Consider the following 14,497-nt stretch of genomic DNA (forward strand, 5'->3'; position numbering starts at 1 on the left):
TGATATTTATGAAAAAACAAATTTTAGCAGGATTATTTATTCTTTCAACAATAGCCTTAGCTCATCCAACAAGAGTACATGGAACACCTAAATATACAAAAAATTATGAGTATTTCCATCACGAAGGCTTTAAAGGTGGTAAAATGTTTAATTGTTTAACCCCTCAATTACAAAAAGAATTTAGAAGAACTAATTTAGACATCCGTGAAAAAGAAATACAAGTAAAAAAACTTTTATTGGATGACAAAATAGATTGGAATAAAGTTGAAGATTTAAATAAAGAAATTGCTTTAGAAAGAGCTCAATTAAAAACAAAACTACAAAAATATTTTGTAGAAAACCCAATTCCTGAACCAGCTAGAACTCGTCAAATTGAAGAAAAGCCATTAAAGGTTCAAAATAAAGCATAATTTGACATAAAATTGACATAATTTTTTTTTAGACTAAATACATAAATTATATATTTGTTCCATTGCCTAAAAAAACTTATTATATAAAATGTACGTATAACTTAAATCTATTAAGTATATAATTTATAAAAATTAAAAAATAGGAGATGATAGCTTTCTTCTCCTATTTTTGTTACAATTATAATATAGATAAACTTATAAAAATTTTCAAGGAGTTTTTATGGAAAATAAAGTGCTTATTGTTGAAGATGAAGTAAAATTAAGAAGAATTATGAAAGATTTTTTACAAAAAGAAAATTATAAAGTTATTGAAAGTGGCGATGGCATCGAAGCTGTTGATTTATTTTTTTCTGAAAAGCCCGATATTATAGTCCTTGATGTTATGTTACCTGGACTTAATGGGTTTGAAGTTTTAAAAGAGATTAGAGAAATTGATAAAACAATTCCTGTGATTATGCTTACAGCTCGTGGAAATGAAGATGATGTTTTAAAAGGTTACGAATTAAAAGTAGATGAATATATTGTAAAACCTGTAAGTCTTAAAGTTTTAGTTGCAAAAATAAAGGCTTTCCTAAGGAATAAAACTTCTTTTGAAACAATAATTTTTGGTGGACTTAATATTAATGTAGAAAGTATGGAAATCACTTTAGATGGAGAATCTATTGATTTATCTTCAAAGGAATTTGAATTACTTATGTTTTTAATAAAAAATAGAAATCAAGTGCTTACTAGAGATAAAATTATTACTTCTCTTTGGGGATATGACTATGAAGGAGATTTAAGAGCTGTAGATTCTCAAATAAAAAGACTTAGAAAAAAATTAAATGGAAAATATATTGTTACAGTAAGAGGAGTAGGTTATAAAATAGAGGAGGAATAATATGAAAATAAAAACTAAAATCCTTTTACTTACCTCCTCGATTATTACAGTTATTTTAGTATCAATATTGGGATTTAATCAATTTGCTTTTGAAAAATATTATCTTAATATAAAAAAGAAAAAACTTATTTCTGTTGTTGATTTTATTAAAAGACCTGATTTTTTTGTAGATTTTACAAAATTAGAAGAAGAAAATAACATTAAAATTTTCTTAACAAAGCATGAATTTTTAGATGAAACTAATTTTCCACTAAATAAAGAGGAAATTAAAGATATTTTTGAAAATGGAAGTATTATTTATAAGATTACTAATGAGAAATATTCTCCTGATAGAAAATTATTACTTGTAACAAAGTATGATAAAGAACTTCTATTAGTTATGTTTTCACCTCTTAGTACTGTTATAGAGCCTGTTGAAATAATTAATGGTATCTATATAAAGTTAATTTTATTTGCTTTAGCCTTTGGATATCTTATGTCATTATTACTTACAAAAATTTTAAGTAATCCTATTATTTCTATGGTGAATACAGCTAAAAAAGTTGCTGAACTTGATTTTTCAGAAAGATTTAATTTTTCTGGTAATGATGAAATTGGAGAATTAGGAAGAAATCTTAATATAATGGAAGAAAATCTTAAGAAAAATTTTGAACTATTAAAAAAGGATATAGAAATAGAAAAAGAAAATGAAAAAACTAGAAAACAATTTATATCTAATATAAGTCACGAATTAAAAACTCCTATAGCCATTATCAATAACTATACAGAGGGACTTCGTGAAGGAATTGCTGATGATGAAGAAACTAGAAATTTTTATTTAGATACTATTTTAGAAGAAACAGAAAATATGAGTAATCTTGTTAATTCATTATTATTTCTCTCTCGTTCTGAAAGAAATTTTTTAGAATTTAATCCTACAACTTTTGATATTAAAGTTATTATCAATAGTGAGATTGAGAGATTGAGTAAAATATATCCTGATAAAATTTTTAAAAATAATTTTAAAGGACATAAATTTTTAGGAGATTCTAAGACTTTTTCAGTGATTATAAAAAATCTCTTAGAAAATGCTTGTAAATATTCAGAGGACGAATTTATTTACATTTTTACTGATAATAATACTTTTAAAATATCAAATAAATCCTCTTTAGATGAATCTTTAATAGATAAAATTTGGATACCTTTTTATAGGGTTGACTCTGCTAGAGATAGAACTTCTGGTACAGGACTTGGACTTGCAATTGTAAAAGAGTTATTAGAAAAACAAAATTTTAAATTTGGTGCTTTCAAGGAAGAAGATAAAATTGTATTTTGGATAAAAGGAGGAGAAAAATGAGACTGTTAATAATTGGTTTGTTACTTGTTAATATGCCTTTTTTCTCTTTTGCCAGAGAATATTTTGCTAAAAATGAATCTACTCGTCATAAAGTAGAGAGAATTATAGAAGCACTACCAGAAGAAAAAATCAATGAACTTCTTTTAATAAGAAAAAATATTATTGAAGATGAAATTGATTTTAAAAATAAATTAATATCTTTGAGGTCTTTATCAAATAAAGCTATGCAAGAAAGAAATGAAGTTGAATATAGAGCTATCCTTTCTCAAATAAGTATTTTAAAAAATGAAAGGAACCTTGTAAGAGCAATATATAAAAAACAAATTGAAAATATTTTACAGATTGAACTTCCTATAAATCTTTATATGGAAGAAGAACAATTTGAATATAAAGTAAGTATATAAAATAAAATGGGGGATATTGCATAAATTTGCAATCCCCCTAATTTTTTATAAACTTTTCTTAAATTTATAAGTTTTAAATATTTTTTTAGAAGTATTTTTAAATTGATTAAAATCTAAAGTTTGGTCTCCATCAGATAAAGCACAACATGGATTTTCATGAACCTCTATCATACAACCATTAGCACCAGCCATAATACCAGCTAAAGTTATTGGCTCTACTAAATTTCTTATTCCTGTCCCATGACTTCCATCAATTAAAATAGGAAAATGACAGATTTCCTTTATAAGAGCAATAGCATTTATATCTATTGTATTTCTTGTCATTCTCTCAAAAGTTCTAATTCCTCTTTCACAAAGAATAATATTTTTATTTCCATAAGCAATCAAATATTCTACAGCCATTAAAAACTCTGTAATAGTAGCACTCATGCCTCTTTTTAAAAGTATTGGCTTATCAACTTTTCCTAAATCTTTTAGTAAAGAAAAATTTTGCATATTTCTTGTTCCAACCTGTAAAATATCAGCATATTTACAAATCATATCTATATTTTTTCCATCCATTATCTCTGTACAAAGAATTAATCCATATTTGTCACAAGCTTCCCTCATATAGATTAATCCCTCTTCCTCTAAACCTTGAAAATCATAAGGAGAAGTTCTTGGTTTAAAAGCTCCACCTCTTAAAATTTTTCCACCATTTTTCTTTATTTCTTTGGCTATCTTCATAACCATCTCTCTATTTTCTACAGAACATGGGCCTGCTATAAGAACAAAATCATCTCCACCAATTTCCACATCTTTAACTTTTATAATAGTATCTGATTTTTTAAACTCTCTACTAGAAAATTTATAGGGAACAGATATTTCTAAAATCTCATCTATAACATCTTTTATCTCTTGATTATTTAAAAGCTCCTCTTTTAGATTTGATTTTTGATTTCCTAAAATCCCAAATTTTCTAATTCCATTATCTTCAATATCTAAAACTCCAAGTTTTCTTTTTTCTATAAACTTTTTTATTTTATCTAAAAATATCTCTTGTGTATTTTCCTTAAATTTTATATACATTATATTCCTCTTTCTATTTTAGTCTATTTTATATTATATAACTTTTTATTGAAAATCACAAAGTTTTTTCACAATATTTTTTTAAAAAACAATTTTCACATCTTTCTTTTTTTAATTCATCACAATCAAAATAATTGTTTAAAATTTTATTGGTAACAATATCAAAATTTTTAATAGTTTCAGTTATAGCTTCTTGACTAATATCTATTTCAATTATTTTTCTATCTTCTCTTTCATTAATATAAAATAATCTAGCTCTTTTTACAGTTTTTTTATATTTTTCACCTATTAGATAAGCATATATTCTAAGCTGTGCTTCATAACTACTTATGTCTTGTGCTACTCTTCCTGTTTTAAAATCAATTATTTCAATTTCTCCATCTTTTTCAAGTACTAAATCTGCTATTCCTTCTATGATATAGTTCTCTCTTATGAAAGAAATTTTTATTTCATTTTCTTTTATAAAACTTGTTATATTTTTATATTCTATAAAATATTTTATTATATTTTCTAGAAGTTTTGAAATAATTTTTTCATCTATTTTTATTGTATTTTGTCTTAAAATATTATTGTAATTTTTATAATATTCATCTTTAATTTCTTCAATTGTTATTAGATTATTTCTCTTTAAATTTTTATTTATATATTCTAAAGTATCATGAGCCAATACTCCAATTATAGCTTCTCTTGTACTTTTTTCTACAAATTTATATTTTCTAAAGAAATTATATAATAGAGGACATTTTTCATATAAAGCTATATGAGAAGTAAAAGAAAATATATCTTTTCTTTTGCTTTCATCTATTTTATCTATTTCTAATCTGTGATATTTAAAATTCTCACTTCTTATATCATTTAATTCATCATAAACTTTTTTAAATATTGGTTTAGGAACTTTATAATCTCCTTGACTTTCTATACATGTTAAAGCTAATAGATTTTTTGCTCTAGAAAATCCAGTATAATATAATCTATAAAAATCATAAATATCTATCTTTGATTTTGGTTCAAACTCCTCTAATATTTCAAACTCTAATTTTTTTTGTGGAGTATCAAATACATGAGGTTCATTATCTAAAGAACCAATTATAACTATTGGGAATTCTAATCCTTTAGCTTGATGAATAGTTAAAAAAGATACTGCTCCCTTTGGAGTTTCCTCACTTTCATATTCATGAAGTTTTATTTCTTTTAAATATTTCAAATGATGATTAAAAAAGTAATCACTTACTTTTTTTAGATTTTTCTTATTAATATCACCAACTTTACAAAGTATATCAAATTTTAATAAAATATCTGAAAATATCCCTAAATTATAAGTTGTCCTATTTTGTAAAATATCCTCTTCAAAAAGATTTATATACTTTAAGAAACATTTAAAATTAAAAAGATTATAAAATATATCTAAAAAGCTTCCTATTTTTTCTTGAGAATTTTCATTTTCCACCATATCAGTTATTTTTTCTCTTATATCTTTTATATACTCTACAGCTTCTTCATCTAATACTATTTCTTTTCTAGCATATATATAACATTCATTATAATACTGCTCCAAAAGATAGTCTTTTCCTTGATGAAAAATACAAAGTAAAAAACCTATTACAAATCTTATTTCATCTCTTTCAAAAAAATTTCCAGAACGTGGACAATAAACTTTTATTCCATTTTTTTCTAAATATTCTACTAAATATTTTATCTTACTATCTTTAAAACTTCTAAATAAAAAAGCTATTTGATTGTAATCATCTATTTTTCTACTAGCTTTTAAATAACTTATAAATTTATAAATTTTTTCATTCCACTGTCTTTGAGAACCATTTACAGATATTTTTACCACTCCACTACATTGGTTTATATCCTCTCTACCTGAAATAATTTCCTTTTTATATCTCCAATTATCCCAATTTGTCCCTTCCATCCATTTTTCACAAAACTCTATTATATCTTGGTTAGAACGATAATTTATATTAAGTTCTACTTTTTTACATTGTCCCTCTTTAAAATTTTTTTGAAATTCTAATATATTTCTCACAGTTGCCCCACGAAATCTATATATCCCTTGATCATCATCACCTACTACACAGATATTTTTTCTATCTCCTGCTATCAGAAAAAATAATTTTTCTTGTATTTTATTAGTGTCTTGATATTCATCTATCATTATATATTTTATTTTTTCTTGTAATTTTCTTAATACCTCTGGATTTTCACTTAAAATTCTATAACATTCTAATTGAATATTTGAGAAATCTACTCCATTTTCCTCTCTCAAAAGCTCTACATATCTTTTATGTAATCTTTTTAAAAATTTTATATTCTCATCAGTAGTATCTAAAATTTTCTTATTAGATAATCCCTCTTCATTTATTCTATCTATCCATTTTTGAAATTCTCCAGCCTTTTTCCAGGCTCCACTACTTTCTGTAGTCAATATAAATTCTCTATATCCTTCTATTTTTTCAAATTCTTTAATTTTTGAATAGATAAAAAATCTCTGCTCTAAATCATCAAATATTTTATAATTTTTCTCCAAAAATGAATATTCTAAATTTTCGTCAATTATTCTTAAACAAATGGAATGTATAGTTCCAATATACATTCCACTTATATCCATAGTATTTTTTATTTTTTTAGATATTCTACTTATGAGCTCTTTTGAAGCTTTTTCTGTAAAAGTAGCAAGTAAAATATTTTCTGGCTCAACTCCTTTTTGATTTAATATATGAGCCACCCTCTCTATCATTGTTTTTGTTTTTCCAGAACCAGGACCAGCTATAACCAAAACAGGTCCATCTATTTGATTTACAACTTCCTTTTGTCTTTCATTAAGATTTTCCATAGACTAGTCCTCACTTCCTTTCTAAAATTCTTTATTTTTTAATATAAATCTATAATAAATATATGTACATAGAGGAATTAACCAAATATATACAGCAAAAGGAATAAATTGTACATTACTAATTCCAAGCATTGTACAAGGTACATAACAAGCTATATTTGTTGGAGTGATAGCTGGTATTACAATAGCTGTATTTTCTATGTCCTTTGCCAAATCTTTTCTCTCAATTTTTTTATCATCATAGACACTTTCTATAATCTGTTCTGTCATTATAACAGCAATAGTTTGATTTGCTCCTACTATTCCTGTTATTATACTTACTAATATTGTATTTCTAAATAATTCCCCTCTAGTTTTTACATTTTGAATTTTTGCTTTTATATAATTTAAAATATTAAGTTGTTCAAATACACCAACTAAAGAGCATGATACAATTATAAGAGCTGAAGCATTTAACATTGATTTTATCCCTCCACCTTTTATAATTGTTTCTAAAGATGTTCCTTTAAATTTGTAAAAACCAAGTAATAAATATTCAAATATTTTTAAAATATTTTCTCCTTGTACAAATATAGCCACTATTGAAGCTAAAACTATACTTACTGCCATAGATTTTCTTACATTTATTCTAAGCAAAGAGAAAACAATTATAGATATTACAGGGATAAATATAAATCTCACATCTATATTGTAAACATCTTCTAATAAAACTAAAAGATTACTTTCACTTGTATTTAAAACATAATTTTTTGAAAGAAAAATATAAAAAATACTTGTTAAAATATAAGGAACTATCATTGATTTTATCATATTTTTTAAGTTTGTATAAATATCTATTCCTGTAAGACTAGCTACAAGATTGGCACTTGAAGAAAGTGGTGACCATCTATCTCCAAAATATATTCCTGAAATTATTGTAGCTCCCACTATATTTACATCTATATTTCCACTTCTAGCAATAGCCATAAGAGCTACCCCTATTGTACTTGCTGCTCCAAAAGAACTTCCTAAGAAAAAAGCCACAATACTTGTTATTAAAAATGAGAAAAATATAAAAAGGTTAGGATTTATAAATTTTATTCCATAATAAATAATTCCTGGTATTGTTCCAGAGGCTAACCAACTAGCTGTCAAAGCCCCTACAAACATAAATACCATTAAAACTATTTTTGATTTTTTACTATATTCAATAGATACATTTACTATGGAATCTATTGTGTTTTTCTTTTTTAAAGATAAAAGTACAAATAAAAAATATACTCCTATTACAATTAGACCTAAAGTAAATTTAGTATAAAATACATAAAAAAGTATCACCCCAAGTAAACCTAAAAAACCTATTTTTTTCATTTTTTCTCCCCCCATACTAAACTTTTAATATCATACACCAGATTGGTATAGTTATCATAGATAACATTGATGTTACTAATATACATTGTGTTGCAAAATCCACATCCCCATTATATTTACTAGCTAGTATTGCTGATGTACTAGCTGCTGGCATTCCTGTAATTAATACTTGAACCCCAATTATAATATCATCAAAATTTAAAAGTTTTCCAACTATAAAAACTATTAATGGTAAGATTATAAGCCTTATACTTGAAAAAAATATAATTATTTTAGAAAAGAAGTTTTTAACATTTTTCATTTCTCCAAGTATAACTCCTACTAACATCATTGAAAAAGGTGTTGTAGTTTTTCCAATACTTTTTATAGCTCCTCCTAAAAATTCTGGAAAAGGTATTTGAAATACCATTATTAAAATTCCTATATAAACAGTTACTAAGCAAGGATGAGTAAGAATTTTTTTAATCAATTCTTTTTTAGAACTTGCATTAGTAAAATAAGCTAAACCTACTGACCATAAAAGAGCTCTTTGAGATATTAAAGATATAGCTCCATACATACAACCAATACTTCCATATATTCCATCTATTACAGCTATTCCCATAAAACCGGCATTTGAAAGAACTGTTACATATTTTAAAACTTTTTGTTTTTCTATATCTTGATTTCTGTATATAAAGAAATTTATTCCAATAGCAAAAAATTGTATTCCTAGAGCTAAGAAAAATAATTTTACAAAATTTACTAAAACATCCATATCTAATTCTGTTCTGAAGGAATCTATTATATTACATGGAAGTATTATGTTAATTAATAAATCTGTCATTACTTCCCCAGAAGTTTTAGGTATAATATTTTTCTTTCTTGCAAAAAAACCTGTAAGTATTAATAAAAATAACATTCCTTGTAATGAAATTATTTTATTAAAATCCATACCCTCACTTCCCTATTAAGTCTTTAAAAATCTCTTTCTATCTCATTTTACTACATTTTTTTTCTTTTATCAATTTTTTAATAAATATTATATTTTATTTCTATTTTTTATGATAAAATATTTTATATATGAATTTTTATTATGGAAGTGATTTATTTTTATGGAAACAACAAAAGCTAGTGAACGTTTGGGAACTGAACCTATTGGTAAATTAATTTTAAAACTTTCTATTCCAGCTGTTATAGCTCAAATTGTAAATGTACTTTATAATATTATAGACAGAGTTTATTTAGGACATATTAAGGGAGTTGGAACTTTAGCTCTTACAGGAATTGGAGTTACTTTCCCTATAATTGTTGGAATATCAGCTTTTAGTGCTTTTGCTGGTTATGCTGGTGCTCCTCTTTCTTCTATAGAATTAGGAAGAAAAAATTATAAAAAAGCTGAAAAAATTCTTGGAAATAGTGTAACAATTACTTTATTTTTTACTCTGATTATTCCCACTATTGTTTATATTTTTAGAGAAAAACTTTTATTTAGTTTTGGAGCTAGTGAAAATATTTTACCCTATGCTTTAGACTATCTTAATATATATTTAATTGGAACTATTTTTGTTCTAGTTGCCCTTGGTCTTAATCCTTTTATATCAAGTCAAGGTTTTCCAAAAGAAGCAATGTTTTCTATACTTATAGGTGCCCTTATAAATCTTATACTAGACCCTATTTTCATCTTTAAATTTCATATGGGAATTAAAGGAGCAGCATGGGCTACTGTTATTTCTCAAGGACTTAGTGCCTGTTGGATATTTTTCTTTTTAACTTCTAATAAATCAGTTATAAAAATAAAATTAAAAAATCTTATTCCTGATTTTAAAATTATAAAAAATATTCTTGTATTAGGAACTTCCTCTTTTACAATGCAGATAACAGAAAGTATGTTAGGAGTAACTTTAAATAAAAGTCTTCAAATCCATGGAGGAGATTTATATGTTGGAGCTATGGCAATAGCTCAAAGTATAATGCAACTTATTTCTATACCAATAAGAGGATTTACTTATGGTTCTCAACCTATAGTAAGTTATAATTTTGGAGCAAAAAATAAAGAAAGAGTTATGAAAGCTACAAAAATTATTGTTGGATATGCTACTTTAATTTTAGGTCTTTCCTCTTTAATGACAATAATATTCCCAGAATTTTTCTCATCAATGTTTACTAAAGACCCAGAACTTCTTGCTCTAATGGGAAAAACTCTTCCAGTTTATATGGGAGGAATGGTTATATTTGGAATACAAAATGGAGGACAAGCTGTATTTTTAGGAATTGGACTTGCTAAGACTTCTATATTTTTAGCTCTATTTAGAAAAATTTTACTTCTTATTCCTTTAGCTTTAATTTTACCTAATTATATGGGAGTTATGGGAGTATTCTATGCTGAACTTATATCTGATACTCTTTCAGCTTTAACAACTCTATTTATATTTGTATTTATTTTTAAAAAAGTTGTAGATAGAAATATTCAATAAAATTTTATTAAAAAATATTAAAAGGACTGTTGTATTTAACAGTCCCTTTATTTTTATCTATTTAATTCTTCGTAAGATTTTAATCCATAACTAGATTTTGCCTTTATTACTGCCCTATTTATAGCTTTCCCCATTGCATAAGCTCCCAAACTTCCAATTATATCAACTGTAGTTTCAACTTCTCCTGTTCCTATAGTAAATATTGTATCTCCATCTAAAGATGTATGTACAGGACAAATTGCTCTTGCATATCCATTATGTGCCATTGAAGATATTTTTGTAGCTTGAGCTTTTGTTAATTTTCCATTTGTTATTATACATCCTATTGTTGTATTTGTATTTTGAAATACATCTATATCCTTTCCTAAATCTTCCCACATAAGCTCTCTTGTACTTAATATTTTATTTTTCTCCTCATTTAAAATTCCAGCTAATGGTTTATTAGTATCTACATCAATTACATCTCCTATAGCATTTACACTTACAATAGCTCCAACTTTTAATCTTCCAACTTGTACACAATAAACTCCAAGTCCTGATTTCATTGCTCTATCCATTCCTTTATATTTTCCAACAGAAGCCCCTGTTCCAGCTCCAAAATTTCCCTCTTGAATATTATATTTTTCAGAATTACAACAAGCTTCATATCCCATATTTTTATCAGGTCTAACTTTAGAATTTCCCACTGCTAAATCAAAAAGAGATGCTCCACAAACAATAGGTACAACTCCTACTCCAACTTCAAAACCTATTCCCTTTTCCTCTAAATATTTCATAACTCCACTAGATGCTTCTAAACCATAAGCACTTCCACCAGATAATACAATCCCATGAACTTTTTCTATAGTATTTATAGGATTTAAAAGTTCAGTTTCATGTGAAGCAGGTCCTCCACCTCTTACATCTACTCCAGCACAACCACCTTTTTCACATAAAATTACTGTACAACCTGTTCCAGCTTCAAAATTTTGGGCATTACCTATTTTTATTCCATCTATTTCAGTTATATTTATCTCTTTCATTTTCCCCTCCTTTTTATATTTTTAATTATATAAAAATTTTTATTTTTCTTCAACATTCACTTTTTATCAAAAAATAAAAAAGCAGTCAGACAACTGACTGTTTTTTATTTATACTGGAGAAAACTAATTAAATTAAAATTTATTTTTCAATTTTTTTAAATTTCAAATTTTTTTCTATTAGAGCAAAGACAGCTTCATGAGTCAAATTCTTTTGACCTTTTAAAGTTTCAAGATACTCTTTTACAGCTTCATGTTCTTTTTTGTGATATTTATTAATTATATAATGTATATCTGAATCCTGAAAAAAGTTTACATATTTATGTTCTTTCATTAAAACCATCTCCTAAACTCTCCAGCAAACCAATTATAAATCTTTATAACAAAAATTTCAATATTTAATTTTAAATAAATTTTAATTTTATAAATCTATTCTATTTTATTACAAGTTCTACAGGACAATGGTCAGAACCTAATACTTCTGTGTAAATTTTTGCTGACTCTAATCTAGCTTTTAAACTTTCTGATACTACAAAATAATCTATTCTCCAGCCAGCATTTCTTCCTCTAGCATTAAATCTATAAGACCACCACGAATAAACATCTGTTACATCTGGATAAAAATAACGGAAAGTATCTATAAATCCATCATTTACTAAATTATCAAATTTTCCTCTTTCTTCATCTGTAAATCCAGCATTTCTTCTATTTGCTTTAGGATTTTTTAAATCTATCTCTTTATGAGCAACATTCAAATCTCCACAGAAAATTACAGGTTTTTTCTTCTCAAGATTTTTTAAATAATTTTTAAATTCATCTTCCCAAACCATTCTATAATCTAATCTTTCTAATTCTGTTTTAGAGTTTGGTGTATATACAGTTATAAAGTAATAATCTTCAAATTCTAAAGTTATCACTCTTCCCTCTTTATCATGCTCTTCAATTCCTAAACCATAGGCTACACTTATAGGCTCAACTTTTGTAAAAATCGCTGTTCCTGAATATCCTTTTTTCTCAGCATAATTCCAATATTGATGATATCCCTCTAATTGTAAATCTATTTGTCCTTCTTGTAATTTTGTTTCTTGAAGACAAAATATATCAGCATCTACTTCTTTAAAAAAATCCATAAATCCTTTTGTTACACAAGCTCTAAGCCCATTTACATTCCACGAAATAAACTTCATAATCCTCCTTTATACATCTAATTTCAAAAATAAATTTAAAAATCTTCCTACTCCACTATCCTCATTTGATTTAGTATTATATCTTACATTTTCTTTTACTAAATCTTTAGCATTTTCTACAGCTACAGAATAATTTACATCTTTTAACATAGCCAAGTCATTTTCATTATCTCCAAAAACCACTATTTCATCTAATGCTATTCCCATATCATTAGTTACTATTTTTAGAGCATTCCCTTTACTTGCCTCTTTATTTACTATATCCATTACACTGTCACCAGATTCAAAAATATTTACTTTATCTAAATATTTCTCCTCAACATATTCTCTCAATTTTTTAAATTTTTCTTTATCTCCATAAAAAACTAATTTTTGATAATCTTCTTTTAAAATATTTTCTTTTTTCTCATCAAAAATAAAATTAAAGTTTTTATTTTCTAATGAAAATTCTCTATAATATTCTGTATCTAATTGAGAATAATAAATATTTTTTCTACTTGTAGCACTATAATTTAATCCAACCTCTTTAGCTCTTAAAAAAATATCATAAGATACCTCTCTATCTATTGAAGCTTCATATATAATTTCATCTTCTCTATAAACTCTTGCTCCATTTAGACAGATAAAATATTTAATATTTGGAATATCTTTTAATAAATCATTTATACTTGTTCTATCTCTTCCAGAAGCTGCTATAAATTCTATTCCCTTAGATTGAGCTTTTATTATTGCCTCTCTATTTATATCAGTTACTTTCTTCTCTTTAGTTACAAAAGTTCCATCTAAATCACTAGCAATAGCTTTTACTGGAAAATCATCTTCTACCACACCTAAATCAATATATTTTTGTAAATAATCCTTTATATATCCATTATAAACTTCTGGCATATATTGAATAATTGGTCTCATTCTTTTTAAAATTTTACTTTTATTAGGTTTGAACTTTCTCCAAGTATGAGCATCAGATGTTACATTTTGAATAAAACCTTGAAATCTATCACAAGCATTAGCAAATTTTGATTCATCAGTTTCCATATTTTCAAATTCATACCATAAATTTAAATATTCTTTTTTTTGGTCTTCAGGCAACATTCCAAAAGTTATATTTGCACTTTCAACCTCTTTTTTATATTTTTCTTTTGGTGAAAATTCTCCATAAGCTGGTGTATCTCCAGCTAAAATTTCTACTATATCATGAATTAATATCATTTTTATCACTCTTGACATATCAACTTCTTTTTTATAATACTCTCTTAGTATAAAAGCTGAAGTTGCCATATGCCATGAATGTTCTGTGTCATTTTCTCTTCTAGTTCCATTTAATACAAGACTTTGACGAAGAACTCCTTTTAATTTATCAATTTCTATTAAAAAATCTATTTGTTTTTTTAGTCTATCCATCTTTCCTCCTTATCCTAAATTAAATTATACCATAATTTTTTTTCATTGTTAAGATTTCAAACTAAAAAAGAAATTTTCTGTTAATTTATTGAAAAGATTTAAATTTATTTATATAATCTAATATATTAATATTAGATTAAGGAGGAA

General features: G+C 25.4%; 13 protein-coding genes. 5 read left to right on the forward strand and 8 right to left on the reverse strand.

What is annotated here, in order from left to right:
- Positions 1-8: 8 nt before the first annotated feature.
- The 4 genes from HF862_RS06160 (at position 9) to HF862_RS06175 (ending at position 3,030) form a co-directional block, all read left to right on the forward strand.
- The gene (locus HF862_RS06160) at positions 9-410 is read left to right on the forward strand and encodes a hypothetical protein (protein WP_170187038.1); all 402 of its coding nucleotides are present in this window, start codon (positions 9-11) and stop codon (positions 408-410) included.
- Between the two features lie 220 nt (positions 411-630).
- On the forward strand, positions 631-1,290 hold the full coding sequence (locus HF862_RS06165) for a response regulator transcription factor (protein ID WP_170187039.1): 660 nt from the start codon (positions 631-633) through the stop codon (positions 1,288-1,290).
- Position 1,291: 1 nt separating this feature from the next.
- Entirely contained in the window at positions 1,292-2,626 is a 1,335-nt protein-coding gene (locus tag HF862_RS06170) for a cell wall metabolism sensor histidine kinase WalK (RefSeq protein ID WP_170187040.1), read from the forward strand.
- Positions 2,623-3,030 carry a hypothetical protein gene (locus HF862_RS06175; protein ID WP_170187041.1) on the forward strand — a complete coding sequence of 136 codons (408 nt, stop codon included), beginning with the start codon at positions 2,623-2,625 and terminating at the stop codon, positions 3,028-3,030. Before HF862_RS06170 ends, HF862_RS06175 begins: the two co-directional genes overlap by 4 nt.
- A gap of 45 nt (positions 3,031-3,075) precedes the next feature.
- On the opposite strand, the gene aroF is transcribed toward HF862_RS06175, so the two are convergent.
- The 4 genes from aroF to HF862_RS06195 are packed head-to-tail and all read right to left on the reverse strand — an operon-like array spanning position 3,076 to position 9,221.
- Positions 3,076-4,098: a 3-deoxy-7-phosphoheptulonate synthase gene (gene aroF, locus HF862_RS06180; RefSeq protein WP_170187042.1), complete on the reverse strand. Its 1,023-nt coding sequence runs from the start codon at positions 4,096-4,098 to the stop codon at positions 3,076-3,078.
- A 55-nt stretch (positions 4,099-4,153) separates the two neighbouring features.
- On the reverse strand, positions 4,154-6,937 hold the full coding sequence (locus HF862_RS06185; protein WP_170187043.1) for an ATP-dependent DNA helicase: 2,784 nt from the start codon (positions 6,935-6,937) through the stop codon (positions 4,154-4,156).
- Between the two features lie 21 nt (positions 6,938-6,958).
- Positions 6,959-8,287, reverse strand: a complete 1,329-nt coding sequence (locus HF862_RS06190) for a Na+/H+ antiporter NhaC family protein (protein WP_170187044.1) — start codon at positions 8,285-8,287, stop codon at positions 6,959-6,961.
- Between the two features lie 16 nt (positions 8,288-8,303).
- Complete coding sequence (locus HF862_RS06195) at positions 8,304-9,221, reverse strand: AEC family transporter (RefSeq protein ID WP_170187045.1); 918 nt, start codon at positions 9,219-9,221, stop codon at positions 8,304-8,306.
- A 160-nt stretch (positions 9,222-9,381) separates the two neighbouring features.
- On the opposite strand from HF862_RS06195, the gene HF862_RS06200 reads away from it, so the two are divergent.
- Positions 9,382-10,743 (forward strand): MATE family efflux transporter, encoded by a 1,362-nt coding sequence (locus HF862_RS06200; RefSeq protein ID WP_170187046.1) that lies wholly within the window; start codon positions 9,382-9,384, stop codon positions 10,741-10,743.
- Between the two features lie 53 nt (positions 10,744-10,796).
- On the opposite strand, the gene HF862_RS06205 is transcribed toward HF862_RS06200, so the two are convergent.
- From HF862_RS06205 to HF862_RS06220, 4 genes are all read right to left on the reverse strand, one after another.
- Positions 10,797-11,765, reverse strand: coding sequence for a P1 family peptidase (locus tag HF862_RS06205; protein WP_170187047.1), 969 nt, complete (start codon positions 11,763-11,765; stop codon positions 10,797-10,799).
- 139 nt (positions 11,766-11,904) lie between these two features.
- Positions 11,905-12,096 carry a hypothetical protein gene (locus HF862_RS06210; RefSeq protein ID WP_170187048.1) on the reverse strand — a complete coding sequence of 64 codons (192 nt, stop codon included), beginning with the start codon at positions 12,094-12,096 and terminating at the stop codon, positions 11,905-11,907.
- Between the two features lie 100 nt (positions 12,097-12,196).
- On the reverse strand, positions 12,197-12,949 hold the full coding sequence (locus tag HF862_RS06215) for an exodeoxyribonuclease III (protein ID WP_170187049.1): 753 nt from the start codon (positions 12,947-12,949) through the stop codon (positions 12,197-12,199).
- 9 nt (positions 12,950-12,958) lie between these two features.
- Positions 12,959-14,350, reverse strand: coding sequence for a Cof-type HAD-IIB family hydrolase (locus HF862_RS06220; protein WP_170187050.1), 1,392 nt, complete (start codon positions 14,348-14,350; stop codon positions 12,959-12,961).
- Between the last annotated feature and the right edge of the window lie 147 nt (positions 14,351-14,497).

This window comes from Fusobacterium sp. FSA-380-WT-3A (genome assembly GCF_012843705.1).
Classification (GTDB): domain Bacteria; phylum Fusobacteriota; class Fusobacteriia; order Fusobacteriales; family Fusobacteriaceae; genus Fusobacterium_B.

What these genes read in the sequence shown, in the direction of transcription:
- HF862_RS06160 (WP_170187038.1), top strand. Translation starts at nt 9, where the DNA reads ATGAAAAAACAAATTTTAGCAGGATTATTTATTCTTTCAACAATAGCC.
- HF862_RS06165 (WP_170187039.1), top strand. Translation starts at nt 631, where the DNA reads ATGGAAAATAAAGTGCTTATTGTTGAAGATGAAGTAAAATTAAGAAGA.
- HF862_RS06170 (WP_170187040.1), top strand. Translation starts at nt 1,292, where the DNA reads ATGAAAATAAAAACTAAAATCCTTTTACTTACCTCCTCGATTATTACA.
- HF862_RS06175 (WP_170187041.1), top strand. Translation starts at nt 2,623, where the DNA reads ATGAGACTGTTAATAATTGGTTTGTTACTTGTTAATATGCCTTTTTTC.
- aroF (WP_170187042.1), bottom strand. Translation starts at nt 4,098, where the DNA reads ATGTATATAAAATTTAAGGAAAATACACAAGAGATATTTTTAGATAAA.
- HF862_RS06185 (WP_170187043.1), bottom strand. Translation starts at nt 6,937, where the DNA reads ATGGAAAATCTTAATGAAAGACAAAAGGAAGTTGTAAATCAAATAGAT.
- HF862_RS06190 (WP_170187044.1), bottom strand. Translation starts at nt 8,287, where the DNA reads ATGAAAAAAATAGGTTTTTTAGGTTTACTTGGGGTGATACTTTTTTAT.
- HF862_RS06195 (WP_170187045.1), bottom strand. Translation starts at nt 9,221, where the DNA reads ATGGATTTTAATAAAATAATTTCATTACAAGGAATGTTATTTTTATTA.
- HF862_RS06200 (WP_170187046.1), top strand. Translation starts at nt 9,382, where the DNA reads ATGGAAACAACAAAAGCTAGTGAACGTTTGGGAACTGAACCTATTGGT.
- HF862_RS06205 (WP_170187047.1), bottom strand. Translation starts at nt 11,765, where the DNA reads ATGAAAGAGATAAATATAACTGAAATAGATGGAATAAAAATAGGTAAT.
- HF862_RS06210 (WP_170187048.1), bottom strand. Translation starts at nt 12,096, where the DNA reads ATGAAAGAACATAAATATGTAAACTTTTTTCAGGATTCAGATATACAT.
- HF862_RS06215 (WP_170187049.1), bottom strand. Translation starts at nt 12,949, where the DNA reads ATGAAGTTTATTTCGTGGAATGTAAATGGGCTTAGAGCTTGTGTAACA.
- HF862_RS06220 (WP_170187050.1), bottom strand. Translation starts at nt 14,350, where the DNA reads ATGGATAGACTAAAAAAACAAATAGATTTTTTAATAGAAATTGATAAA.